The sequence below is a fragment of the Glycocaulis sp. genome, assembly GCF_050485565.1.
Taxonomy (GTDB): domain Bacteria; phylum Pseudomonadota; class Alphaproteobacteria; order Caulobacterales; family Maricaulaceae; genus Glycocaulis.
Genome location: NZ_JBJHBQ010000006.1, coordinates 103574 through 128610 on the forward strand (window position 1 = coordinate 103574; position 25037 = coordinate 128610).

Below are 25037 nucleotides of genomic sequence, written 5' to 3' on the forward strand. Positions count from 1 at the left end.
CGGCCGCGCAGCGGTCCGGGGGGGCCATGCCTCCGGCCAGCGAGACGCAAAAGACTGGACCCCGGCTCGGAGGCCGGGGACCCGGTTGAGAGGAATGCGCATCGACCGGCACCACCAGCTAATCGCCGGACCTTGGAAACCGCGGTCCCGGCCCCCGAGCCGGGACCCACATCCGCGTTTCACCGACGAAAGCCGGTGCCCAGTCTTTTTCTGGATCCTTAGCTTGCGCCGGGAAAACGCGAGGGAGGAAGCATCAGAGAAGCCGACACGAAGCTCCCTACCCCTCGTCATTCCGGGCGCACCCCGGACTTGATCCGGGGGAGACCCGGAACCCAGACTTATTAGCTCCGCAGCCCATCCGGGCTGCGATGTTCCGCGAATACCCGCCTGCGCGGGCACAGGCAGTCGCGGGCGCGCGTTCGCGCTCTTCGAACCGCGAAGCAGTCCGCAAGGCCGACCGGCCGCCGGGCACTGCCTGTCCCCGGCTTGATCGGGGATTGCCCGCAGCGACGCGGATGCGCGGAGCATCACAAGAATCTCTAGGTTCCAGATAGCCCTTCGGGCTTCTGGAATGACGAGGTGGAGAAGCCGCGCCCTAAAGACGCCGCGCCGCAGCCCCCTACCCTTTCGCCTCTTCATACGCCCAGTCAAGCCAGGGGCAGAGCGCGGCAATGTCGTCGGCATCAATGGTCGGGCCGCACCAGATGCGCAGGCCCGGCGGGGCCTTGGGATAGGGCAGTATGTCGAGCGCCGCGCCCTCGCGTTCGAGAAGTTGCGTCATGCGCCGGACCAGACCGCGCAGTGCATCCTCATCCATGCCGACACGAAGATCCCTACCCCTCGTCATTCCGGGCGAGCGGTGAGCGAGACCCGGTAAAGGCAGATCAATTCATTGTACTGGCGGCTGCTTCACTTTATCTTTCAGCGGCATGATAGGAGCTTGAGAGCGCTATGAGCAGGAAATTCCTGGTTGCGACGGATTTGTCAGAGCGCTCCGCGAGAGCTCTGCAGCGGGCGCTCGCTCTGGCTTCGGTGGAAACGGCTTCCATCCGGCTTCTGCATGTCATTGATGATGACCAGCCTGCAGCGCTGATTGACGCCCAGCGTGACAAGGCGCGTCAATATCTCGGTCAGATGGTTGCCAGAGAGGCAGGTCCCGGTCAGACAATCGAGATCGTTGTCGAGGCCGGAGAGGCCCACACAACTATCAACCGTCAGGCGCAGGCCTTCGGCGCCGATCTCATCGTCTTGGGAGCCCATCGCAAGAACATCCTTCTCGATCTTTTCCGCGGAACGACTATCGAGCGCGTCCTGCAGACCGGCTCGACACCCGTGCTGGTTTGCAATCTGCCTGCGGCGGAGCCACATGACCGTGTTCTGGCGGCTGTCGAGCTGAACCAGAATTCGATTGATGCAATCGAAGTGGCGTTCGATCTTGGCCTTGTGCGCAAGGCCAAGATTACCGTAGCACACGCATATTCAAGTCTTGAGACAACACAGATGGCTTATGCCGGGAGAACTGAAGAGGAAATTCACCGTCAGCACAGCGAAAAAGAAGCCGATATTGCCGACAGATTATACCATCTTGTCTCCGGCACTCAGCTCGGAGCACTTGATTATGCGCTGGTCATCGAAGAGGCTGTACCCGCCCAGCTGCTGATCCGCATTGCAGGGCAGACTGGCACCAGCCTTACCATTATCGGAACTCGCAGTTCCAGTAGTCTGGAGCGCTTTTTCCTCGGCAGTGTAGCCAAGGCCGTCCTTCGCCAGGGACATGGAGATATACTTGCAGTACCTCCTCCCGCGAAGCCAATACCATGACAAAGAAAGCGGCAAATGGAAAGCATTAATCTTGTAAACAGCTTTCTTCTGATCGGCTCAATTTTTGTAATATTTGGTATATTCTCCAGCCTGCTTGCAAAAAAGTTCAGCGCACCTCTGCTTCTTATATTTCTTGTCATGGGCATGCTCGCCGGTGAAGACGGTATCGGCGGTGTAGCTTTCAATGACTATCAGCTGGCCTATCTCGTGGGCTCCTTCGCCTTGGCCATCATTCTCTTTGATGGAGGCCTGAGAACACGCCTGTCGGCGTTCCGGGGCGTGTTCGCCCCGTCCATGATGCTGGCCACCATCGGCGTGGTCCTCACGTCAGCCCTGTTGCTGGTTCCGGCGATCCTCATTTTCGACCTCTCCCCGATCGAGGCACTCTTGCTCGGCGCGGTCGTTGCCTCCACGGACGCGGCAGCGGTCTTCTTTCTCCTGCGCGCCGGCGGGCTGAGACTTCGTCACAAGGTGGGGTCTACGCTGGAGATCGAGTCGGGCACGAATGATCCCATCGCGATCTTTCTCACCATGGTTCTCGTGCAACTGGCGGCCACCGGCGGTGTGCTCTCGTTTGCCGTACTCGGTCAGCTTGTCCAGCAGGCCGCGCTGGGGGCAATAGGCGGGGCCGTCGGCGGTTTCCTGGCGCTTTACACGCTCAACCGGGTCACCCTGCCCGGCGGGCTTCATCCCATTTTCGCGATCGCTTTCGCGGTGTTGATATTCTCCATCACCGCGCTTCTCGGCGGAAGCGGTTTTCTGGCTGTCTTCATTGCCGGGCTGATACTCGGCAATAATCCGGTGCGCGCCTTCCCGAGCATCATCAAGTTTCACGATGCGATGACTTGGCTGGCGCAGATCGTCATGTTCATCGTCCTTGGACTTCTGGTCACGCCCAGCCAGCTCCTCCTCTATGCGCCGTCCGCGATCCTGTTCGCCCTGGCTCTCATCTTCTTTGCCCGGCCTCTGGCGGTCTGGCTGTGTCTGGCCCCCTTCAAGTTCAGCACCAACGACAAGCATTTCATTTCATGGGTGGGACTGCGCGGCGCGGTCAGCATCTTCCTTGCCGCCATACCGATGCTGACCGAACTGCCCAATGCCGAGCTCTATTTCAATGTCGCCTTCTTCGTCGTTCTGGTGTCGCTGCTGGTTCAGGGCTGGACCATCAACCTGGCGGCACGGCTGACCAAGGTCGCCCTTCCCGGCCTCATGGCGCAGGTCCACCGGGTAGAGCTGGACCTGCCGGGCCAGACGGAACTGGAACTGGCGGGATACTGGGTTGCCTCCGATTGTGACATCCTCAGTCACGGCGTCATCCCCAGCTGGGCCAACCTGACCCTGGTGGTGCGCAAGGACGAGGTGCTCAAGGCGCATGAAGCGGGCAGCCTTCAGCCCCATGACTACGCCTATTTTCTGGTCAAACCGGAAAAGGCACAGCGTCTCGACCAGCTTTTTGCCAGCCGTGACAGCCTGGGCGGCGAGCCGCGGCGACTCTTCCAGAAGCACACTGTGGCGGGCAGTCTGAAACTCGAAAAGGCGAAAAAGATCTACGGCCTGCCTCTCTTTGGGGAAGACGGGTCGCTGTCCATCGATGAATTTGTCAGACTACGCAAAGGCGAAGACATCGAATCCGGCCAGCGCATCCGCCTGGGAACCAACGCGGTTATCGTGCGCGAGATCAGCGCGGGCGTCGTGGTGAAAGCCGATCTGTTTATTGATACCTCGACCAGACAACAGAAGGCCGGCAGGCTGAAGCGGACCCAGAAGTTCGTACGCAAGGAAGCGATCGAGATGGTCCAGGCGCTTTCCAGGATATTCCGGAAAAAGGACAGGGACTGAACACAGGTACGGGCAGGCCATGGCCCGAAACGCAAGCGGCACCCCCCGATTCTGGCCACAAATGTGGCCCCGCAGCCCCCTACTCTCTTGCCTCTTCATACGCCCAGTCGAGCCAGGGGCAGAGCGCGGCGATGTCGTCGGCATCAATGGTCGGACCGCACCAGATGCGCAGGCCCGGCGGGGCCTTGGGATAGGGCAGTATGTCGAGCGCCGCGCCCTCGCGTTCGAGAAGCTGCGTCATGCGCCGGACAAGGCCGCGCAGCGCCTCCTCATCCATGCCGGCCGTGTCCGGCCCGGCAAATTTCAGCGTCACCGACGTGTTGGAGCGCACCGCCGGGTCTTCGGCCACCAGCTCGATCCAGGGGGTCTTCTCCGCCCAGCTTTCCAGAACGGCAAGACTGGCACGGGAGCGCGCAATCAGGCCGCAAAGCCCGCCCTCTTTCGCTGCCCAGCGCAGGGCATCGAGAAAGTCTTCGGTCGCCAGCAGGGAGGGCGTGTTGATGGTGGAGCCCTCAAACATCGCCGATTGCTCGTCACTGGCACCAAAGAGCGACAGGACAGACGGCACCGGCCATTCCGGCCGCCAGCTTGCCAGACGCGCGCGGGCGCGCGGTGACAGCACGACCATGCCGTGCTGCGCCTCCCCGCCGAGGCATTTCTGCCAGGAGAAGGTGGTGACATCGAGCTTGTCCCACGGCAGATCCATCGCGAAGGCCGCCGAGGTGGCATCGCAGAATGTCAGCCCCTCGCGCTTGTCGGAAATCCAGTCTGCATGCGGCACTTTCAGGCCCGCCGCCGTGGCATTCCACGTAAACAATATGTCGCGCGCCGGATCAGCCTGTGAGAGGTCTGGCAGCGTGCCATAGGGCGCATGAAACACCCGCAAATCGGGCAGTTTCAGCTCGTTTTGCGCGTCTTTCAGCCAGCGCTCGCCAAACGCATCCCAGCTGAACACATCGACGCCCCGCGCGCCCAGCATGCTCCACATCGCCGCTTCGAACGCGCCCGTGTCCGACGCCGGCGCGATGAGGATGCGGTAATCAGCAGGGATCTCCAGAAGCGCGCCCGCGCGCTCAATCGCCTCGCCCAGCCTCTGCTTGGGCAGGGGTGCGCGGTGGCTGCGCCCCAGCGAACCGGTACCCACAGCCGAAATCTCCCAGCCCGGGCGCTTGCGGGTCGGACCGCAGGAAAAGCGTGGATCGGCGGGGCGGATGGAGGGCTGGCTGGGCATGGGGCAACTTCCGTGCTGACGGCGCTATCAATGATCGCTGGCGTAGGCCGCACACCCGCTTACGTCAAATGCTCAGTTTGCGGACGAGACCAGATTCCGGTTGAAACCGGCTTCAAGCGAATCCACGCTAGGGTTAATGGGTGGGCTGGTTTCAACCTGCAAGCGAATGGCGGGCCGCATTCTGGCCAGCGGGGCAGCCCTTTGCCTGAGCGCCTGCGACACGCTCAGCGCAGGGCTGACACCCGGTGTCGAGCCGCGTCTGGCATTGGCCGGCGAGACCCGGCTGCAGGCGCGCGTGCTGGCCCTGGCAGCGCCCGTTCTGACCGCCAATGCGGCCGCCTGCCCCCACACCCACCCTTTCACCGGACTGGTCACCACCCATATCGCCGACTGGCCGGGCAGCGAACGCGGCGCGCTGCAGGCGGCCATGGGCGCAGATCCGCGCCCGCGCATCTGGATCACCGCGCCGGACAGTCCGGCCACGAGAGCGGGGCTGCAACCGGGCGATATCCTGCTTGGCCTCAATGGGCGCTGGAGCCAGTCCAATGCGCGCTGGCACGATGATTTCCGCGCGCGCACCTTTCCCGCAGCCCTGCGGCGCGGGCCGGCCCGCCTGCGCGTGGAGCGCAGCGGTGAAAGCCTCGATCTGGTATTGACGCCCCAGCCCGCCTGCGCAGCCCATGTCCGTCTGGTGGCGGTGAACATTGCGGGCGGACGCCGCCAGAGCGTCTGGATCGCAGGCGACAGCCTGTTTGTCGCGCGCGACTTTGCCGTGTCAGCATCCGACATCACGCTGCAGCAATTCATGGCGCTCGCGCTCGCCCGCCATATCGCCCGCAGCCAGTCCCTGCCCGCGGTGCTGGCGCGCGCCCTGCAGGGCCCGGACCTTCTCAGCTTCACCCTTGGCTTTGACGCGATTGACCAGCTCGCCGGGCGCGGGCCGGATAACCGCCCGCCCCGCCAGCGGCGTCCGTCAGACACCGATATTCTACTCACCACGCTCCTGCTGATGCAGGCGGAGGCTTACGCCCCCTTGTCAGGCCCTGCCAGTCCGGCAAGCGCGGCCGCCAGCGGGCCGGAGGGCGTCTCTGACACCGGCTCCGGGCTAAGCGTCCAGCCATGATGGACAGGCCCCGCCCCTGAGCCAAAGCCCGGCGCGCGCCGTATCGCCTCGTGCAGATAATCGCCCGCCTCCTCCACCGCCTTGTCCAGCGGCACGCCCTGCGCAACCAGAGCGGCGATGCCGCTGGCGAGGGTACAGCCCGTGCCGTGCGTATGGCGGGTCTTGATGCGGGGGCGCGAGAAAATGCGCATGCCATTGCGCGTCACCAGCACATCGATCACCTGGGCCCCTTCCAGATGTCCGCCCTTGATGAGGGCTGCGCGCGCGCCAAGCTTCAAGAGCGCCTCGCCCGCCTCGCGCTGCCCGTCCACATCCTCGATTTTGATACCCGTCAGCGCTTCCGCCTCCGGCACGTTCGGCGTAATGAGCGTGGCCCGGCGCAGAAGCGTGGCTTTGAGCGCCTCCACCGCGCTGTCCTCGATCAGGCGCGCGCCGGAGCTCGCCACCATCACTGGATCGACGATGAGGGGGATCAGTTCGGCCCCCGCCTCGTCCAGCGCCGCCGCGACCGTGTCGATCACCTCCTTGCTGGCCAGCATGCCGGTCTTGATCGCGTCCGCGCCGATATCATCGAGCACTGCTGCGATCTGGCCGGAAATGATCTCCAGCGGCGCACCATGCACCGCTGTCACGCCCTTCGTGTTCTGCACGGTCAGCGCGGTGATCGCGCTCGCCGCATAGCCGCCGAGCGCCGTCACCGCCTTGATATCGGCCTGAATGCCCGCACCGCCCGAACTATCCGATCCGGCAATGATCAGCACGCGCCCTTGCGGCTCCGGCGGCAGATCGGTCTCGGTGGTGGTCATGGCGTCCTCATGGCTTGGCGTTTCACCTTCTTCTAGGAAAACGCGCACGCCCCGTCACCTTTCCCTCGCAACAGCTTTCGATTGTGGCAGACTGCACACCACGAACGAGGGGAGGCAGCCATGCTGGCCATTATCGCGGCCTTGTCACTCATGCAGGCGGGGGAAGACATGATTACCCGCGACGAGCTGGCCGCCATCGCGGATTGTGCCTCGCCGGTTGAATGTCTGGAGTTGACCGAGAGCAGCAGGCGCGAGTTGGTTAATCCACCAGCCTGGCATCTCACCGCCCGGGTTGCGCTGCGCCATTTCGGGATGGATGCGATAACCGAAATGGAGGCGTGGGCTGGCGAAGATCGCTCAAGGCGCCAGATCATCCGAAGCATCCTGTATCGCTGGCCGAATACCGATCTTACCGAACTCGAACGTGTCGCCGAACTGCTGTCGACTGACACTGTGCCGCACCTGCCCACGCTGCCGCCAGCCGATATGCCAGACGCCTTGCTCCCCTATCTTGAACGGCTGTCGGCAGACGCCCTAGCCCGGCGCTTTGGCTATGCCGAGCGGGAGCGGCTGTTGATGAGCTACGTGCCCCGTTCAGAGCCGTCGCAGGGAACACGGGCGTACACGATGAGCTATGAAGGCCGGCGCCCTCTGCAAGGAAACCCCTATCGCCTTGAAGATGCCTATCTGCTGGCCGACGACTGGACCCGCATTGCGCAGAACCCAGATGAGCCGATTGAGCGCCGCATCGCTGCGCTCCACGGGATTCGGCACCTGGGTCCGGACGCCTATGCGTTCATTCATCGTATTCGCACCCTGGAAGCCGGGGATCTGGGTGAACTTTCGCTGGCTGCCCGCCGGGCGGCGCTGGACCCCGCCGTGGCGGCGGACCTCGCCCGCGAATGTGCCAGCCTCGGCGAACGCCTCGCCACTACCCGTCCACGGCACGAAGCGGAACCGGGTGACGAACTCATGCATGCCTTGGACATGGAGGCAAGCTTTGAAGAATGCCTCACCGATCTTGCTGATTTCGGCACCGATGCCCGCGCTGCAGCGCCTTTGATCCGGCGATTTGCAGAGACTGATAATCTGCGCTTGCAGATACCCGCTATACAGACCCTTGGCGCAATCGGCGATGAGGCGTCTCGGCCCATGTTGCGGCGAAGGCTGCAGGATGCTGAATGGCAGAGCGTCTACGCCGCCGCCTTGGCACTCCGGCATATAGCAGAGCAGAGTGATCGCGAAGCGCTTCGTGATCTGGCGGCTCGCCATTGGCTCCCTGCTGTTCGTGAGGCTGCCTTGATGGCCGCTCGGAGCACACGCGTTGAACACCAAGGCACCGTCAACTTGGCTATCGATGTGATATATGCCCATGCGCGAACAGAGCCTCTGGATGGCGATGCCGCCCGCATCTGGTATCCGGAAATCTGGTTTGCAACGGAGTTGGGCATGCCAGTCATAAGGACCGCCTCGGAATGCAGGTCTGATGCTTTTCGCTTTCAAAATGTTGTCGTCCAAGGCAGTGAAGCCATGCCCTTGCTCCCAAGCGCCTACAATGGCGCGCCCGAGCTTCCCTTCGCGGGTGGCATGCTGGAAGACAGCAACCGGGGAGACTGGGGAGGGCAGCTCAACTGGCGGGAAGACGACACCCCGGCCCAGAAGGTTCTCATCCGCGACAACATCGTCGGCGTGGCAATAACAGACGCCAATACACTCATCGTCGCCACCGGCCGAGCCCATATGGCCAGCGTCACCGGCACTCTCTACCGCGTGGACTGGCGCGGCGATGACGACTGGACGGTCACACGCATTTCCACCTTGCCCAGCACCCCGCGCTGGCTGGCCCGGCTGGATGACGAGCGCTTTGCGGTGGCAACGGCCCATGGCCTGATCGTCTTCGACCGGGAGCGCGTTATCGGCCTCGGTCATTGCGAGCCCGGCCCGCCTACGGCGCGCAACTGACGCGGACCTGCCCGCTTGGCGCTGGCCCCGGCGCGTTCTAGCCTTTGATCGAGACAATCAGAACCGCCGGGGAGGGCCAGGCCATGAAACATCATCTCGCAGGGATTATGGGGGCGGGTCTGCTGGCGCTCGCGGCTTGCGCGCAGCCGCCCGCCACGCCGGACGCCATTGAGCCGAACCCCTCCACCCTGTCTGCAGAGGCGCTGGCCCTGACGCTTGGCGAGGCCATCCGGTTCGAGACCATTTCCGAGATGGGTAACCCGGACGCCAGCCGTGCCGAGTTCGACGCCTTCCGGGACTGGCTGGCGATGAGCTTCCCGCTGGTCCATGAGCGCATGGCCCCGGAAGACATCCTGCACGGCTCGCTCTGGTACACGCTGGAGGGGAGCAACCCCGCGCTCGACCCCATTGTCATCCTTGCCCATCAGGACGTGGTGCCGGTGGAGCCGGGCACCGAGGACCAGTGGGAGTATCCGCCCTTCTCCGGCACGCTTGCCGATGGCTATGTCTGGGGGCGCGGCGCGCTCGACATGAAGGGCTTCCTCGTGATGCTCATCGCCGCGATGGAGACCCTGCTGGAAGAGGGCTTCACCCCGGAGCGCACCATCCATATCGGGCTTGGCCATGATGAGGAGGTGGGCGGCACGGGAGCGATTGCCATGGCAGAGCGGCTGGAGACGCAAGGCCGCCGCGCCTGGTTCGTGCTGGATGAAGGCGGCACCTCGCTTGAGACCTTCCCGATGACGGACGGGCCTGTCGGCCTGATCGGCGTTGGCGAGAAGGGCTTTCTCTCCGTCGAGATCACCGCGCGGGCGCGCGGCGGGCATTCCTCCGCCCCGCCCCCGGAAACCGCCATTGGCCTGCTGTCGCGCGCGGTCAACGCCATTGTCGACAATCCGTTCGAGCACCGCATCGACCATCCCGTGCCGGACATGATGCGCGCGCTCGCCCCGGAAATGGACGGAATGGCGGGCTTCGTGATGGCGCGCCCGGTCCTCTTTGGCTCGGTCCTGCGCGGCCAGATGATGGAAGATGACGCGACCAGAGCCACGATCGGCACCACCATCGCGCCGACCATCATCACCGGCGGCACGGTCGCCAATGTGCTGCCGCAGGAGGCGCGCGCGACCATCAATCTGCGCCTGCACCCGCGCGACAGCGCTGAGAGCGCGCTTGCCCATATGCGCGGCGCGGTCCGCCATCTCGACGGCGTGACGATAGAGCCGGTAGGCCGTATCTCCGATGCGCCGCCGATCAGCGCCACCTCTGGCCGGGCATGGGAGATCATTGCGGGCGCAGCGTTAAGCCATCTGCCCGAAGGCGCGCCGGTCGTGCCGAACCTCCTGACGGCGGCCACGGACTCGCGCGCCTTCAAGGATGTGGCCGACCATATCTACCGCTACGCGCCCATGCGCATGGAGATGGATGATCTCTCGCGCATTCACGGCGATAATGAGCGCATCCGCATCGACGCCCTGCCCGGCATGGTCAGCTATTTCCGCACCGTGATCTCGCAGGCCGGGATGGAGGGGTAGCGCCCCTCTGGCAATTCTGGGCGGCTTCGCTAGACAAAGGCCCCTGAGACGCTGCGCCGCAGGGCGCGGGCGAGCGATATGCGTGATTAACGAGGCCGATGAGCAATCCTGCCCTCACAGCTGAAGACCGGCGTGCGCTGGGCGGCCTTCTCTCCACATGGGGGCAGGCCGGGCGCGGACCGTCGCTGGCCGCGAGCGCGGCAGGCATTGCGCAGTACGGCCTCTTTATCGGCTTTGCCGGCTTTGCCGCCAGCGCGATAGCCAATCTCGTCAATGGCGAGGATTTTCTCACCCCCGCCCTGTTCGCTGCCCTGTTCGCGTTTGCCCGCGCAGGCGCCCAAGCCTTCGAGACGCGCGCAGGCTTTGAGGCTGCTGCGCGGGTGAAGGCCCATGTGCGGGGCGAGGCGGCGCGCGCGCTCGCCGCCAAGGGCCCCGCCTTCACCGAACGGCTGGAGACGGGCGCAGCCGGCTCCGCCCTCACCGACGCGGTGGAGAAGCTGGAAGGGTATTTCGGGCGCTACCGCCCGCTCATGCCGGTCATCGCGGGCGCGCCCATATTGATGGTCGCCGCCGCCTTCACCCAGAGCTGGGTGGTGGGGATGCTGTTCATCATCACCGCGCCCCTGTTGCCGCTTTTCATGGCGATTGTCGGCGGCGCGGCGGCAGCGGCCAGCAAGGACCAGATCGCGGTGCTCGCCCGCCTCGCCGGGCGCTTCAATGACCGGCTGCAATCGCTCGCTTTGCTGAACGCGTTCAACGCCGCGCCGCGCGAGCGCGAGGGCCTCGCCGCTGCATCAGAAGATTTCCGCCAGCGCACGATGAAAGTGCTCCGGCTCGCCTTCCTCTCCTCTGCGATTCTGGAATTTTTCGCGGCCCTCTCGGTCGCGGCCATCGCGGTCTATGTCGGCTTCTCCCTACTGGGGGAGATGCCCTTCGAAACCGGCGAAACTGTCACCCTGCGCGAGGGGCTGTTTGTCCTTATCCTGGCACCGGAATTCTACATGCCGCTGCGGCGTTTATCCGCCGCCTATCACGACCGCGCCGACGCCGAAGCCGCCGCCGGGACTATAAAACCCCTGCTGGAATACCCGAAATCGGGTGTTTCCATAGTACCGTCCGCCCCCTTTCATACCTCACCCTCTCTGGACCTTACCCGCGTCTCGTGCGTGTACGAAGGTGGGCGCAAGGGGTTGAATCCCATCACGCTTTCGATTCCGGCGGGAAAGGTCAGCGTTTTGTGGGGTCCGTCGGGCTCGGGCAAGTCCACACTCCTCAAAATCCTGATGGGTTTTGCGCCTCTATCCTCCGGCGCGGTGCGGATAGACGGCGAGGCGATGGAGGCTCCGCTGGCCGGGCGCGCAGGCTGGATTGGCCAGAACCCGCGCCTGTTTCACGGCTCTTTGCGGGATAATATCACCCTGCATGACGGCTCTATCCCGGCAGAGATGATTGAGCGCGCGGTGGCAGAGGCCGGCGTCGCGGACTTCCTTATCCACCTGTCGGACGGTCTCGACACCCCCCTTGGCGAACGCGGATTTGGCTTGTCTGGCGGGCAGATACAACGAGTAGCTCTCGCGCGGGCGCTCGCCCGCGACATGAAACTTGTCCTCATGGACGAGCCGACCGCCCATCTCGATGGCGAGGCGGAGGCCCGCTTCCTGGAAGCACTTCTCTCCAACAAAAATGGGCGGACAATCCTCATCGCTACCCACAGCCCGGCCGTGCGCGCGATTGCCGACGAGGTGTTCGAGATCGCCGAGTTGCAAGAGGGCGGAGCGCCATGAAAACGCTCGCCTTTTTCCTTGCCCTCGCCCGGCCTGACCGCTGGTGGCTGCGCGCCGGGGCCGTGCTCGCCATCCTCACTTTGCTGGCCGGAATCGGACTTTTATCCCTGTCGGGATGGTTCATAACCGCCGCCGCTATCGCCGGTGCGGCGGGGCTGGGGCGCAGTTTCAACTATCTTTTTGCATCGGGCGGTGTGCGCGGATTTGCCATGGCACGTACCCTCGGGAGATATGCCGAGCGGCTGGCCACGCACGAGGCCACTTTCCGTATCCTCGCGCGCCTGCGCCTGTGGGTGTTTGACCGGGCCGCACCGCTAGTGCCTGCAGGGCTGGGCGGCTTGCGCGCAGGCGATCTTCTCTCGCGCGTGACCGGCGATGTCGATGCGCTCGACGGGCTCTATCTTCGGCTGGTAACCCCGGCGCTATCCGCGCTTTTTGGCGCGCTGGCAGTGGTGCTTATCCTCGCATTCACGGCCCCGGCGGCGATATTGCCCGTGATCGGGCTTTTTATCCTCTCTGGTGTGGGCCTGCCTCTCCTCGCGGCAAAACTTGGCCAGTCCGCCGGAGAAAATGTCACGCAGTCTGCCTCCGATACCCGTTCAGAGGCCGCTGACCTGATCGCCGGCATGGCAGAGCTCAAAGCCTATGGCGCTGAAACGGAAGTGCTTTCGCGCCTCGATAGGGCCAGCGACAGCTGGATCTCCGGCCAGCGCCGCCTTGCGGGACTGGCGCTGATGAATACCGCCGTACTCGCCTTTGCCGGTCCGGCCAGCTTCGTGGCCGGTTTCCTCAGCGCGGCGGCATCGGGCGCATCGCCGCCTTTGGCTGCATTGGCAGGCTTTATTGCCTTTGGATTATTCGAGGCGGCCGCCCCGCTTGTCCTCGCCGGGGAGCAGTATGGACGCACGCTCTCTGCCGCCAAGCGCCTGAAAGCGCTCGATGATCTGCGCCCTGCAATGGAAGAACCGGACACGCCTCTCCCCCTGCCCGATGGCCATGATGTGGTGTTCAGCTCGGTCGGATTTACCTATCCCGGCGGCCAGTCCCGCCCCGCCCTGCAAGATGTCAGCTTCACCCTGCCCGAAGGCGGGCGGGTAGCCCTTGTGGGCGCTTCGGGGTCTGGAAAGTCGAGTATTATCCGTTTGCTGATGGGCTTTTATGCTCCGGATAGCGGGGATATCCAGCTTGGCGGGACTGATCTTGCCGCCCTTGGCCCTGCGCGGACAAGGGAGCGTCTATCCCTTGTCGATCAGCGCGCCGATCTGCTCTCCACCACGGTGCGGGCGAACCTTCTGCTGGCCCGCCCCGACGCGACAGAAAGCCAGCTCTGGCAAGCCCTTGAGCAGGCCAGAGCCGCCGATTTCGTGCGCGCTCTGCCCGATGGATTACTGACCTGGATTGGCGAGGAGGGCCGCCTGGTATCCGGCGGACAGGCAAGGCGCATCGCGCTCGCCCGCGCCTTCCTGCGTGATGCGCCCGTCATGCTACTCGATGAGCCGACCGAAGGGCTGGACAGCCGGACAGAGGCCGAATTCCTCGACGCGCTCGATGCCTGGCTGGATGCAGACCCGCGCCGCTCTGTCCTCATCGTCACCCACCGCCCGGCCTTGCTGGCGCGGGCGCGCGAGGTGCTCGTGATGGAGCATGCCCGCATCGTCCAGACCGGCAGCGCAGACGCGCTGGCGGCTGAAGACGGAGCCTTCAACCGCCTGTTTGCAAAGCGGCTTTAGCCGCTACTCGCTGCGCCAGAACATCCACCAGGGATCAGGCTCAGGCTGGTGAATGCCCAGCCATTCGCGCACCTGCAGTATGGCAGGCGACAGGCGTTCCCACGCCGGGACATGGCCAATTATCCATGCATCCGCCGCCGGCCAGAACACCGAGAGCAGGAAAGCGCCAAGGAAAATCGTGACCACAATGGTCAGGATAGGCTTGAACACATCCCCGATAAATTTGAACAGACCGCCCATAAGGACCTCCCCCTGTCTATCTCTCCACCCTAACCGTTTCCTGGCTGAATGGGGAGTGAAAGCCGGAAAACTCCACGCGCTTTGCCATGGCCCAGCCGCCCTGCTAGCGTCCAGCGTTGATCCGCCACCGCACACCGGCACGTAGAAAGCCTTATGACCCAGACGCTTGCCGCTTCCAGCCCTGCACCCTTCACCGACCCGGATATCACCGCGAAGGGCGAGGTGCGCGCCAGCGTGACGTTTGACAGATTGCAGACGCTCTGGGTGCTGACCGGTACTTTGTGCAACATCGCCTGCACCCACTGCTATATCGAAAGCTCGCCGGATAATGACCGGCTTGTCTACATAAGCCCGGACGAGCTGGAGCCCTATCTGGACGAGGTGAATGCGCTGGTCTCAGGGCCCATCGAGATCGGCTTTACCGGGGGAGAACCCTTCCTCAATCCCCAGATGGCGGGGCTGGCCGAAGCGGCGCTGCGCCGCGGGCATCGCGTCCTCATCCTCACCAATGCCATGCGGCCGATGATGCGCCCGCGCGTGCAGACCGAGTTGCTGGATCTGCAGGCCCGCTATCCGGGGCAGATAACCCTTCGCATCAGCCTCGATCACTACACATCAGACGTGCACGATGCAGAGCGCGGAGAAGGCGGTTTCGCTGCCACGCTTGAGGGCATTAACTGGCTGAGTAAAAACAGGTTTTTGCTCGCTCTGGCAGGCCGCCAGATGACCGAAGAAACCATGGCGCAGGCGCGTACCGGCTATGCCGCCCTGATCGCGGCGCACGGGTGGGATATCGATGCGGCCAATCCGGCTGAGATGGTGATCTTCCCGGAGATGGACCCGGAAGGTTCTCCGCCGGAAATCACCGTCGATTGCTGGGGCATTCTGGGTAAAAATCCGGCCGATATCATGTGCGCGTCCAGCCGCATGATCATCAAGCGCCGGGGGGCTGAAAAACCCTCCGTGGCCGCCTGCACCCTCCTGCCCTATGACCCGCAATTTGAACTGGCGCAGACCCTCACCGAGAGCCTTAACCCGGTGAAGCTGAACCATAAATTCTGCGCGCAATTCTGCGTGCTCGGCGGAGCAAGCTGCTCAGCTTAGGACAGCTTAAGCCTTGAAATGCTTGCCGAGTTTCAGGCCCTGACCCTGATAGTTGGAGCCGTTCACGCCATAGGCTGAACCGATTTTTCCTGCCATCGGCTCATGGACCAGACGGGCCACGGCCTGACCATGTTCCAGGATGAAAGGCACGTCGCGCCCCCTCACCTCCAGCACGGCCTTTGCCGGTGCGCCCAGGCCGAAACCGGGATCGAAAAACCCGGCATAATGGGCGCGGAATTCCCCTATTTCCGGCGCAATCGGCGCCATCTCGGCCGCATCGGCGAGCGGTATCTCTACCGCTTCGCGTGAGGCCAGAATGTAGAACTCCCCCGGATCGAGCACGATCTGCCCGCGCGGCGCATAGAGCGGTTCCCAGAAATCGAGCGCCGCATGCGCGCCAATCCGGCTTAAATCCACCAGCGGGCTATGGCGCTTGGCCCGCCAGCCGACAGGCGCATTGCCCGCCGCCTGCAGATCCACGCTAAGCACCTGGGAAAGCCCGGCTTTAAGCGCGCCCCGGCGCAGCCGCACCTGCACCAGCCGGTCGCCCGGACGGGCAAGGATGGAGAAGGTGCGCGGGGAAATTTCCACCCAGAGCGGACCGGAATAGCCCGCTGGCAGCTGGTCGAACGCGGCTGAATTATTCCCGATGACACGGGTAAAGACATCCAGCCGGCCGGTGGAGCTTTTCGGGTTCATCGCCGCGCTCAAATCTCCCGGCAAAGAGAGGCTCTCCATCAGCGGGACAAGATAGACGCAGCCCGTCTCCAGCACCGCTCCGCCCGTCAGCTCGATCTCGTGCATGACAAGGCCGGAGGCCAGACAGTCGTCCACGGTCCTGTTGGGGCCCGGCAGGAAGCTCGCCCGCAGGCGGTAAGCCTTTGTTCCAAGGCGCAGATCAAGGCTTGCAGGCTGTATCTGGCCGTCCTCGATATCCGGCGCGGCAATGGCTCCGGAGGAGACCAGAGCGGCAAGGTCGAGATCGGTCAGGATACCGGGCTTGGACATGGGAAAGGCGCGACTCACCAAGAGGGATAGAGGGCGCACCGTTCCGCATGGCGGCTGGGTTTGCAATGGCGCTGGCAGGCTTACCTGCGCGAAACCCCTTGAGCGTTGGCACCAGGAGGTGTCTCATCCTGTCCAGAGGAGTTTTACACCGCCATGTACATGCTGGAGACCGAAGGCGTCATCATCCGTGTCGAGCCGGATTATCTGGAAACAGAATCCGAGCCGGACGAGAACCGCTATATCTGGTCCTATACCGTCGAGATTGAAAATTCGGGCGCTGCTCCGGTGCAGCTGATGACACGCGAATGGCGGATAACCGATGCCAAGGGCCGCACCCGCGTGGTCAAGGGCGAGGGCGTGATCGGGGAAAAGCCGGTTATCGCCCCGGGAGAGTGCTTCCGCTATACATCGGGCGCGCCCCTGCCCACGCCGTCGGGCTTTATGAGCGGCCAGTACGAGATGCGCCGGGCGGACGGAGCCATGTTCAATGCCGCCATTCCCTCCTTTGCGCTCGACAGCCCCTTCATGCCGGCCACGCTGCATTAGGCTGGCGCGCCGAAAGGCTGCCGCGTGAGCATCTATACCCGCACCGTCATCTTCATTCTGGGCGTGCTGCTCGCCGCGCTGGGCGCAGCCATGCTGGTGCCGGCCATTATCGATCTCAATGTGGATGCTGAATCGGCGCACGCCTTTTTCGGTTCGGCGGTGCTGTGCGGATTCATCGGCGGCATCATGACGCTGATGGGCCGGGGTGACGGGTTCGATCTTGATGCCAGAGGCGCGATCCTGGTCACGTCCGGCTCGTGGATTGTGCTGGGTCTGGCCGCATCTATCCCGCTGCATCTGGCCGGTATCGGCATGAGCTGGACCGATGCCATTTTCGAGTCCGTCTCCGGCATCACGACTACAGGGGCAACCGTGCTGTCCGGCCTGCAGGACCTGCCCGCAGGCGTATTGATCTGGCGCGCCATCCTGCAGTGGATTGGCGGCATAGGCATCATCGTCACGGCGATGGCTATCTGGCCGGTTCTGGGCATTGGCGGCATGCAGCTTTTCCGGCTGGAAAGCTCTGACAAGGTGGACAAGGCGCTGCCGCGCGCCGGCGAGATCGCGGGCGCGGTGGGTCTGATCTATCTGGTGCTGACCTTTGCCTGTTTTATCGCCTATGGCTTTGCCGGGATGAACGCATTTGATGCGGCAGCCCATGCCATGACGACGGTGGCGACAGGCGGATTTTCAACCAGCGACGCCTCGATCGGCGCGTGGGCCCATGAGGGCGCAGATCTCGTGGCACTGGTCTTCATGATATTGTCCGCCCTGCCCTTCCTGGTGTTTCTGCGCGCGCTGCAAGGGCGCCCGGACCGGATACTCAACGATCCGCAGGTGCGCGCCTTCCTGATCCTGGTATTTGTCGCCTGCGCGGGCCTGACACTGCTCCTGCTGGCCAACGATGTGGATACTGGCGAGCTGCCCGCCTGGCGCGCGGCCGCCGTCAACGCGGTCTCGGTGATGACCGGCACCGGCTATGGCAGCGCGGATTTCGCCGCATGGGGCACCATGCCGGTCATGGTCTTCTTTATCCTGATGTTCGCAGGTGGATGCGCAGGCTCAAGCACCTGCTCGATCAAGGTATTCCGTCACCAGATCGCGGCTTCCGCGATGCTCACCTATCTGCACCGCTATGCCCGCCCGCGCGCGGTGCGCTCGGTGCATTACGATGGCAAACCGGTGCCGGAAGCAACCGTGCGCTCGGTGCTCGGCTTTGTGTTCCTGTTCTTCGGAGCGTTTGCCGTATCGGCAGTCCTGTTATCACTGATCGGGCTGGACCCGGTGACGGCGCTGTCAGGCGCTGCGACCACCATCGCCAATGTCGGCCCCGGCCTTGGCGACATCATAGGCCCGGCCGGCAATTTCCAGCCTTTGCCCGATGCCGCCAAATGGGTGATGAGCTTCACCATGCTGGTCGGCCGGCTGGAAGTGCTGACCATGCTGGCCCTGTTCACGCCCGCCTTCTGGCGCGGGTGAGCGATATGTCTGGACACAGCCGGCAGAAGGTATAAAACGCGCGCCGCTTGCCGGGGCATAACCGGCGTTGCAACGGGGTCTGCGTTGGCAGATTCATCTTCCAGCCTGAAACGGCGCGCGCTTCGCGTCTGGGCAGGCATCTGGGTGCCGGTGAAGCTCTTCTTCAAGAAAGCGGATGCAGCCCAGCTCCTTCTCGCAGGGTATCTCTTTTACATGCTGGCAGGCTGGGGACTGTTGTCTCTGCCCATCGCCCAGGCGGTGCCGGTCAGTGCGCTCGACAATTTGTTCATTGCCTCGTCAGCCGTCTCCACGACCGGGCTGGTGACCGTCGATCCCGGCAGCAGTTACACCCTTTTCGGTCAGATTATCATTCTGCTGCTGATCCAGCTGGGCGGCATCGGCTACATGACCTTCGGGTCGTTTCTCGTGCTGTCCTTGTCGCACCGCTGGACGCGCTTTCGCGAAACGGTGACACGCGCTGCCTTCCCGCTGCCCTCAGACTTCGACGCGGCAAGGTTCATCCGCCGTGTGGTCTATTTCACGCTTGCCGTAGAGGCTGTGGGCGCGTTGCTGCTATGGCCAATGTTCGCCGATGCCGGTGTCGATAATGCGCTCTGGAGCGCGATATTCCATTCTGTCTCGGCCTTCTGCACCGCCGGATTCAGCCTGTTTCCCAACAGTTTTGAAGACTTCACCGGCCATGCAGGGATCGTCTTCACCATATCGGCGCTCAGCTATCTGGGTGCTATCGGTTTCATCGTGATGACGACGCTTTTTGAGCGGCTGACGCGCAAGCGGAAGTCGCTGGGGTTCACATCAACGGTGATCCTGTCGATCACGGCGAAGTTTGCTGTCATCGGCACGGTGATCCTGTTTGTCGCCGAACCCGGCATCGCTGCACTCGAACCGGCGGAACGCCTGATGGCGGCTTTCTTCCAGGTCATGACGGCAAGCACGACGGTGGGGTTCAACACCGTGCCTATTGGCAATCTTGGAATGGCTGTGCTGATGGTGATGTTCTTGTTGATGATTTTTGGCGCATCTCCGTCAGGAACGGGGGGCGGCCTGAAATCCACTACGCTGGCGGCACTAGTGGGCCTGATGCGTAGCGTCTTCAAGCGCCGCGACACCATCACCTATATGGGCCGGGAGATTTCCGAGGACCGTGTCCACCAGGCGAGCGTCAGCTTCGGATTCTACTTTCTTGTGTTGGCCATCGCCCTGTTCGTGCTGTTTCTCACCGAGGCAGGCGCGAGCTTTGAAATGGTGGTGTTTGAGGCGATTTCGGCCCTCGGGACGGTTGGCTTGTCGATGGGACTGACCGGCGAGCTGAGTGCGCTGGGCAAGCTCATGGTCATCCTGCTCATGCTGATCGGACGGGTTGGCATTCTCACATTCGGCCTCGCCATCGTGGCGCGTGACCGGAACGCGGCAGATAAATCGGACAACGAGCTGGTAATGTAGCCAGAAGGCCCTACCCCGCAGCGTCGATCTCGGCTTCGGTGAAGCGCCAGTCGCGATTGCAATACTCGCACGTCATCACGACCGCACCGTCCTTGATCATGTCGTCACGGTCCTCTGCCGGGAAGCCCGCCAGGATGCGCGCCAGCCGCTCACGCTCGCACGTACAGCGCTTCAACACAGGCTTTGAGGGCTGCAGGCGCACGCCGTCCTCATGGAAGAGCCGGTAGAGCAGGCGGCCAGATGAGACGCCGGGGTCCAGCAATTCGTCGTCTTCAACCGTATCGAAAAGCACCTGCGCATCAGCAAAGGCATGCGCATCGTGACCGCGCGCATCATCACCGGCAATGCGCTGCAATATCGCGCCGCCCGCCCGCCAGCGTGTCTTGCCGCCGCTGAGCATTTCCTGTCCAACAGCCAGACGGATGCGCGTCGGAACCTGTTCGGACTGGGCAAAATAATGCTCCGCACACGCCGCCAGCGTCGGGCCATCCAGTGCCACAACGCCCTGATAGCGGTCCATGTCCGAACCCTGATCGATGGTCATGGCGAAGGCGCCCGAACCCAGCAGGCGCTCGGCGCCGGGGCGCGGGCCGTGCTCGGCCTCCAGCGCGGCCACGCGCTCCGCATCATAGCGGGCAAAACCGCGCACGCCTTCGCCGACGGCATAGTCGGCCACAACAAAACTGACCGCGCCCTCGCCGCCCAGCCCGCCGGGATTGGAGTTGGCACCGCTGGCCTGCACGATCAGGCGGCCTTCAAACTTGAGGGAATCCCCGATCAGCACCGCCAGCAATACCGCCTCGCCCAGCAGGGCTGCGACGGCAACCGGCAGATCATGCGCGGAGAGAATTTCGTCCACGACCGGGCCGAGCCGCACCACACGGCCCGATACGGGCCGTTTCTCCAGCTGGAAAGCGGCTACAATATCATCCTTCCGGCCCAGAGCATCCGGGCCGGAGCCAAGCGTGTTCTCGTCCATGCTGCGCCTTGCGTATTTTCGCCTAGCCCTGTTCAAGCACGGCGAGGGCCTTGTCCAGCGCCTCTACCGCCTGACGGGCGTGAGCTTCCTCAATGATGAGCGGCGGAGCCATACGGGCCACATTATCACCCGCCGCACCGATCAGCAGATGGTGATCGCGCGCGTGCTTTGCCAGTGTCTTGTTCACATAGCCCGTTTTCAGCTTCAGACCGACCAGAAGACCCTTGCCGCGTACCTCTTCAACCTTGGCAGAATGGGTATCGGCCAGGCCATGCAGCTGCTGGTGCAGGAAATTGGACACGTCCACGACATGCTCCATGAAGCCCGGCGCAGTCAGCTCGTCATAAACGACATTGCCGACGGCCATGGCCAGCGGATTACCGCCAAAAGTGGAGCCATGCGTGCCGACCACCATGTGGGCACCGGCCGCCTCTGTCGTCAGGCAGGCCCCCATCGGGAAACCGCCGCCTACCCCCTTGGCAACGGCCATGATGTCGGGCGCAGCGCTGCCCGCCCATTCATGCGCCCACAGCTTGCCGGTACGCCCTGCCCCGCACTGCACCTCGTCATAGATCAGCAACAGGCCATGCTCGTCGCACAGCTCGCGAAGCCCGCGCAGACACACATCCGGCAATGCGCGCACGCCGCCCTCGCCCTGAACAGGCTCGACAAGGATGGCAGCGGTTTCTTCGGTGATGGCGGCTTTTACAGCGTCGTGATCGCCGAAGGGAACGGAGTCAAACCCTTCCATGCGCGGGCCGAAGCCTTCCAGATAGGCCGGATTGCCGCCCGCATTGATGCCGCCATAGGTGCGGCCATGGAAGGCGCCGGTGAAGGTGATGATGCGGTAGCGGTCAGGCCGGCCATTGACGAAGTGATAGTGGCGCGCGGTCTTGATCGCGCACTCGATCGCCTCGGTGCCTGAATTGGTGAAGAAGACGCGGTCGGCAAAGCTGTTCTGGCAGTATTTCGCCGCCAGCTCGTGCTGCCCCGGCACGGTGAACATGTTGGAAGTGTGCCAGAGCTTGTCGGCCTGACTTTTAAGGGCAGCAACAGCCTTGGGATGGGCGTGGCCCAGCGCGTTCACCGCGATACCGGAGATGAAATCGAGATACTTCTCGCCACTGCGCTCGATCAGAAAGACGCCTTCGCCGCGCTCGAAAATCTGCGAGGGCGGGGCATAGGTGTCAAAAAGCGGTGTCGGCATGGACGTCTCTCCGGCAAAAAATAGTGAAGGATAATCTAGGTTCTCAGCCGCCAGCCGGACCGCAACACGCCATAGCACGCGACGAGAAGCGCGGCATTGATGACCAGCGTCATGGCGACACCAACTGCGATATTGCCGTCGGCATAACCGATGAAGCCGTAGCGGAATCCGTCAATCAGATAGAAGAACGGGTTGGCATGGCTGATGGTCTGGAACGGCTCGGGCAGGATCGAGATCGAATAGAACGTGCCCGACAGGAAGGTCAGCGGCATGATGATGAAATTGGTGATGACGGCGAGGTGATCAAATTTCTCCGCCCACACCCCGGCAATCACGCCCGCCATCCCCAGCATGGCCGCAGCCCCGACACCAAAAAACACGATCGCCCACACATGGGACACCGGCACGGACGCAAACGGCATGATGACCAGCGCAGAGGCGGCCGCGACCATCACGCCGCGCGTTATCGCTCCGCCAATGAAGGCCGCCGCCAGCTCGCCCGCAGACAGAGGCGGCATCAGGAAGTCGACCGTATTGCCCTGCACCTTGGCCACGATCAGCGAGGAGGATGAGTTGGCAAACGCGTTGTTCAAAAGCCCCATCATCACCAGGCCGGGGGCCAGAAAGACTACAAAGGGAAGCCCGCCCGGTGCCTCGCGCGTGACCCCGATGGCGAGCGAAAACACCATCATGTAGAGCAGGGTCGTGGCGACCGGGGCGGCTACCGTCTGGAAGCTGACCTTCAGGAAGCGGCGCACTTCCTTCTTGTAGAGCGTCCACAGGCCCAGCCAGTTGATCGCGCCGATCGCGCGCGGCTGCGGCGGCACCGGCCCGGCAAGGCTGGTCTTCACCGCATCGCTCTGGCTGGACGTGTCTGGCATGACCGGACCCTTTTCGCCTCGTTCTGGCTGGTTGCTGGAACCCCTCTAGCACGGTCTGGCGGCGCGATGCGAGTGCACAGCACGGAAGTTTTCCACGTCCGAATCAGCGCCGCATCTTGTGCTCTCAGAACCCGCCGATACTGTATTTCGTGTCTGACCCCAAGATATAGGGTGTGCCGGCATGGCCGCCATCAATCCCTTGGGGTCCAATACTGTAGCGTATAAGGCGAGGAGCGCACCGCCATGGCATGGACTGACGAACGGGTGGAAACCCTGAAGAAACTGTGGGCAGACGGTCTGAGCGCCAGCCAGATCGCCAAACAGCTAGGCGGGGTAACCCGCAATGCCGTGATCGGCAAGGTGCACCGCCTTGGCCTGTCCGGCCGGGCTGCGCCCTCGCGCCCGACCCGGCGTGTGGCTGCGCCCAAGCTGGCACCAAGGCCACGTACGGCCTCCACTCCATCGCAGGCAAATGCGAAAGCCAAGACGGCCAATGGCAGCGAGCCGGCTATTGTGCGCGCTCCGGCCCCTGCGCCCGTTCCGGTGGAGCCGCATGTCCTGCCCTCTGGCGATTACGCCACCGTGCTTACCTTGCGCGAAGGCATGTGCAAATGGCCGGTCGGTGACCCGGCTGATGCATCTTTCCGCTTCTGCGGCCACAAGACCACACCGGGTCAGGCGTATTGCGAAGCCCATTCGCAAATGGCCTACCAGCCCCAGGCCAAGCGCAAGCGCAAGCCGGCTGAGGATGCGCGCGCTGTACTGGACAGTCTGGCATCCGGGCGGCGGGCGAATTTCTAGCACCTGCAACCTCGCCAATTAGAAAAGCCCGGCTCAATGAGCCGGGCTTTTTCGTCACGGCATGGCACCCGGACCTATTCCGCGTTCAGCGCATAGCCTGCGGAGCGAACGGTGCGGATCGGGTCGGTTTCGCTGCCGCTATTGAGCGCCTTGCGCAGACGGCCCACATGCACATCGACCGTGCGCGCTTCCACATAGACATCCGAACCCCACACCGCATCGAGCAATTGCTCGCGCGAGAACACCCGGCCGGGATGCTGCATGAAATAGTCGAGCAGGCGGAACTCGGTCGGACCCAGATGGATGTCCCGTCCGGCCCGCGATACGCGGTGCGCCACACGGTCAATCGCAATCTCGCCGACGACCACCTTGTCATCGGCAAGGCCCGGACGGATACGGCGCAGTATGGCCCGCACCCGTGCGAACAGCTCGTTCATCAGGAACGGCTTGATGATGTAATCGTCAGCGCCGGTATCAAGGCCGCGGATACGGTCGGCTTCCTCGCCGCGCGCTGTCAGCATGATGATCGGGATATTGCGCGTCTCCTGACGCCCGCGCAGGCGGCGGCACACCTCGATGCCCGATACTTTCGGCAGCATCCAGTCCAGCAGGATGATGTCGGGCTGGCGCTCATCGACAAGGATCATCGCCTCCTCGCCATCGGCGGCCACCGTGACGCGGAAACCTTCCTTCTTCAGATTGTACTGAAGCAGTTCGGCCAGCGCATCTTCATCCTCAACGACCAGAACATGCGGTTGCATGGCAGTGTTCCCTAGCTTGCGCCGCTTTCAAGCGGCGTGCCCTTGGGCCGTTCGGCCGTAAGCTCGCTGCCCGTAACGGCATAGTGAACCAGCTCGGCGATATTGGTGGCGTGATCGCCCACCCGCTCGAGATTTTTGGCAATGAAGAGAAGGTGCGTACCCGGACCGATCAGCTGGGAGTCTTCCGCCATGCAGGTCAGAAGCTCGCGGAAGAGCGAATTATAATGCTCATCGACATCATCATCGCGTTCCCAGACACCGACCGCGCCGGCAATCTCGCCGCTCACATAAGCGTCGAGCACTTCATGCAGATGGCGCTGGACCAGCCGGCCCATGCGTTCGACAGACTTGGTGAGCGCCAGCGGCTCCGCCTCGTTGAGCGCGCGCGTGCGCCGGGCGATATTCTTGGCCAGATCACCGACGCGTTCCAGATCGGTCGATATCTTCAGCGCCGCGATGCAGACGCGTAAATCCCACGCCAGAGGCTGGCGCAAGGCCAGAAGGCGGATGATCTGCCGCTCCACGTCGCGCTGCAGCACATCGATGCGCTTGTCGCGCTCGGCGACTTCCAGGGCGAGATCGCTGTCGCGGGTGATGATGGCGTCAATCGCATCGGAGATCATGCTTTCGGCCAGTCCGCCCATGGTCGCAACCGCGGCGGAAAGCTGTTCGAGCTCCTCGGAGAAGGCTTTGACGATGTGATGACCGTGCTGTGCCGGGCTATTCATGGCGATTA

The 25037-nt window shown here is 63.4% G+C and carries 22 protein-coding genes; 12 read left to right on the forward strand and 10 right to left on the reverse strand.

Annotated features, from left to right (window positions below; translation table 11 throughout):
- Positions 1–619: 619 nt before the first annotated feature.
- The gene (locus ACQ5ID_RS08290) at positions 620–817 is read right to left on the reverse strand and encodes a hypothetical protein (protein ID WP_429911979.1); all 198 of its coding nucleotides are present in this window, start codon (positions 815–817) and stop codon (positions 620–622) included.
- 134 nt (positions 818–951) lie between these two features.
- Here ACQ5ID_RS08290 and ACQ5ID_RS08295 point away from each other — a divergent pair, with 134 nt between their 5' ends.
- Together ACQ5ID_RS08295 and ACQ5ID_RS08300 are read left to right on the forward strand one after the other, a co-directional pair.
- A complete protein-coding gene (locus tag ACQ5ID_RS08295; protein WP_429911980.1) occupies positions 952–1821 on the forward strand; it encodes a universal stress protein in 870 nt (289 codons plus the stop codon).
- A gap of 15 nt (positions 1822–1836) precedes the next feature.
- On the forward strand, positions 1837–3660 hold the full coding sequence (locus ACQ5ID_RS08300) for a potassium/proton antiporter (RefSeq protein ID WP_429911981.1): 1824 nt from the start codon (positions 1837–1839) through the stop codon (positions 3658–3660).
- Positions 3661–3739: 79 nt separating this feature from the next.
- On the opposite strand, the gene ACQ5ID_RS08305 is transcribed toward ACQ5ID_RS08300, so the two are convergent.
- Positions 3740–4891, reverse strand: coding sequence for a phosphoserine transaminase (locus ACQ5ID_RS08305; protein ID WP_429911982.1), 1152 nt, complete (start codon positions 4889–4891; stop codon positions 3740–3742).
- A gap of 166 nt (positions 4892–5057) precedes the next feature.
- On the opposite strand from ACQ5ID_RS08305, the gene ACQ5ID_RS08310 reads away from it, so the two are divergent.
- Positions 5058–6014 carry a PDZ domain-containing protein gene (locus ACQ5ID_RS08310; RefSeq protein WP_429911983.1) on the forward strand — a complete coding sequence of 319 codons (957 nt, stop codon included), beginning with the start codon at positions 5058–5060 and terminating at the stop codon, positions 6012–6014.
- Here the strand turns inward: ACQ5ID_RS08310 and thiD are convergent.
- Entirely contained in the window at positions 5915–6820 is a 906-nt protein-coding gene (thiD, locus tag ACQ5ID_RS08315) for a bifunctional hydroxymethylpyrimidine kinase/phosphomethylpyrimidine kinase (protein ID WP_429911984.1), read from the reverse strand. The genes ACQ5ID_RS08310 and thiD overlap by 100 nt on opposite strands.
- Before the next feature lie 120 nt (positions 6821–6940).
- Between thiD and ACQ5ID_RS08320 the strand changes: the two genes are divergently transcribed.
- The 4 genes from ACQ5ID_RS08320 to cydC all read left to right on the forward strand — a co-directional run bounded on the left by ACQ5ID_RS08320 (position 6941) and on the right by cydC (position 13831).
- Positions 6941–8782, forward strand: a complete 1842-nt coding sequence (locus ACQ5ID_RS08320) for a HEAT repeat domain-containing protein (RefSeq protein ID WP_429911985.1) — start codon at positions 6941–6943, stop codon at positions 8780–8782.
- A gap of 83 nt (positions 8783–8865) precedes the next feature.
- Complete coding sequence (locus tag ACQ5ID_RS08325) at positions 8866–10317, forward strand: M20/M25/M40 family metallo-hydrolase (protein WP_429911986.1); 1452 nt, start codon at positions 8866–8868, stop codon at positions 10315–10317.
- A gap of 98 nt (positions 10318–10415) precedes the next feature.
- Entirely contained in the window at positions 10416–12101 is a 1686-nt protein-coding gene (gene cydD, locus ACQ5ID_RS08330) for a thiol reductant ABC exporter subunit CydD (RefSeq protein ID WP_429911987.1), read from the forward strand.
- Entirely contained in the window at positions 12098–13831 is a 1734-nt protein-coding gene (gene cydC, locus ACQ5ID_RS08335; protein ID WP_429911988.1) for a thiol reductant ABC exporter subunit CydC, read from the forward strand. Before cydD ends, cydC begins: the two co-directional genes overlap by 4 nt.
- Before the next feature lie 3 nt (positions 13832–13834).
- Here cydC and ACQ5ID_RS08340 read toward each other — a convergent pair whose 3' ends face one another.
- Positions 13835–14071 (reverse strand): hypothetical protein, encoded by a 237-nt coding sequence (locus ACQ5ID_RS08340; RefSeq protein WP_429911989.1) that lies wholly within the window; start codon positions 14069–14071, stop codon positions 13835–13837.
- A 153-nt stretch (positions 14072–14224) separates the two neighbouring features.
- Here ACQ5ID_RS08340 and ACQ5ID_RS08345 point away from each other — a divergent pair, with 153 nt between their 5' ends.
- Positions 14225–15175, forward strand: coding sequence for a radical SAM protein (locus tag ACQ5ID_RS08345; protein ID WP_429911990.1), 951 nt, complete (start codon positions 14225–14227; stop codon positions 15173–15175).
- A 6-nt stretch (positions 15176–15181) separates the two neighbouring features.
- Here the strand turns inward: ACQ5ID_RS08345 and ACQ5ID_RS08350 are convergent, their stop codons facing one another.
- The gene (locus ACQ5ID_RS08350; RefSeq protein WP_429911991.1) at positions 15182–16183 is read right to left on the reverse strand and encodes a 2'-deoxycytidine 5'-triphosphate deaminase; all 1002 of its coding nucleotides are present in this window, start codon (positions 16181–16183) and stop codon (positions 15182–15184) included.
- 153 nt (positions 16184–16336) lie between these two features.
- On the opposite strand from ACQ5ID_RS08350, the gene apaG reads away from it, so the two are divergent.
- The 3 genes from apaG (at position 16337) to ACQ5ID_RS08365 (ending at position 19672) form a co-directional block, all read left to right on the forward strand.
- The gene (gene apaG, locus ACQ5ID_RS08355) at positions 16337–16729 is read left to right on the forward strand and encodes a Co2+/Mg2+ efflux protein ApaG (RefSeq protein WP_371393473.1); all 393 of its coding nucleotides are present in this window, start codon (positions 16337–16339) and stop codon (positions 16727–16729) included.
- 24 nt (positions 16730–16753) lie between these two features.
- Positions 16754–18208 carry a TrkH family potassium uptake protein gene (locus ACQ5ID_RS08360; RefSeq protein ID WP_429911992.1) on the forward strand — a complete coding sequence of 485 codons (1455 nt, stop codon included), beginning with the start codon at positions 16754–16756 and terminating at the stop codon, positions 18206–18208.
- An 84-nt stretch (positions 18209–18292) separates the two neighbouring features.
- The gene (locus ACQ5ID_RS08365) at positions 18293–19672 is read left to right on the forward strand and encodes a TrkH family potassium uptake protein (protein WP_429911993.1); all 1380 of its coding nucleotides are present in this window, start codon (positions 18293–18295) and stop codon (positions 19670–19672) included.
- 10 nt (positions 19673–19682) lie between these two features.
- Here ACQ5ID_RS08365 and ACQ5ID_RS08370 read toward each other — a convergent pair whose 3' ends face one another.
- From ACQ5ID_RS08370 to ACQ5ID_RS08380, 3 genes are read right to left on the reverse strand one after another with little or no spacing between them, the layout of a single operon-like run.
- On the reverse strand, positions 19683–20651 hold the full coding sequence (locus ACQ5ID_RS08370) for an Hsp33 family molecular chaperone (protein WP_429911994.1): 969 nt from the start codon (positions 20649–20651) through the stop codon (positions 19683–19685).
- A 22-nt stretch (positions 20652–20673) separates the two neighbouring features.
- Complete coding sequence (locus ACQ5ID_RS08375; protein WP_429911995.1) at positions 20674–21858, reverse strand: aspartate aminotransferase family protein; 1185 nt, start codon at positions 21856–21858, stop codon at positions 20674–20676.
- Between the two features lie 35 nt (positions 21859–21893).
- Complete coding sequence (locus ACQ5ID_RS08380; RefSeq protein ID WP_429911996.1) at positions 21894–22739, reverse strand: ABC transporter permease; 846 nt, start codon at positions 22737–22739, stop codon at positions 21894–21896.
- A gap of 243 nt (positions 22740–22982) precedes the next feature.
- Between ACQ5ID_RS08380 and ACQ5ID_RS08385 the strand changes: the two genes are divergently transcribed.
- On the forward strand, positions 22983–23540 hold the full coding sequence (locus ACQ5ID_RS08385) for a GcrA family cell cycle regulator (RefSeq protein WP_429911997.1): 558 nt from the start codon (positions 22983–22985) through the stop codon (positions 23538–23540).
- A 74-nt stretch (positions 23541–23614) separates the two neighbouring features.
- Here ACQ5ID_RS08385 and phoB read toward each other — a convergent pair whose 3' ends face one another.
- Together phoB and phoU are read right to left on the reverse strand one after the other, a co-directional pair.
- Positions 23615–24301: a phosphate regulon transcriptional regulator PhoB gene (gene phoB, locus ACQ5ID_RS08390; protein ID WP_429911998.1), complete on the reverse strand. Its 687-nt coding sequence runs from the start codon at positions 24299–24301 to the stop codon at positions 23615–23617.
- Between the two features lie 11 nt (positions 24302–24312).
- Positions 24313–25029, reverse strand: coding sequence for a phosphate signaling complex protein PhoU (phoU, locus tag ACQ5ID_RS08395; RefSeq protein ID WP_429911999.1), 717 nt, complete (start codon positions 25027–25029; stop codon positions 24313–24315).
- Between the last annotated feature and the right edge of the window lie 8 nt (positions 25030–25037).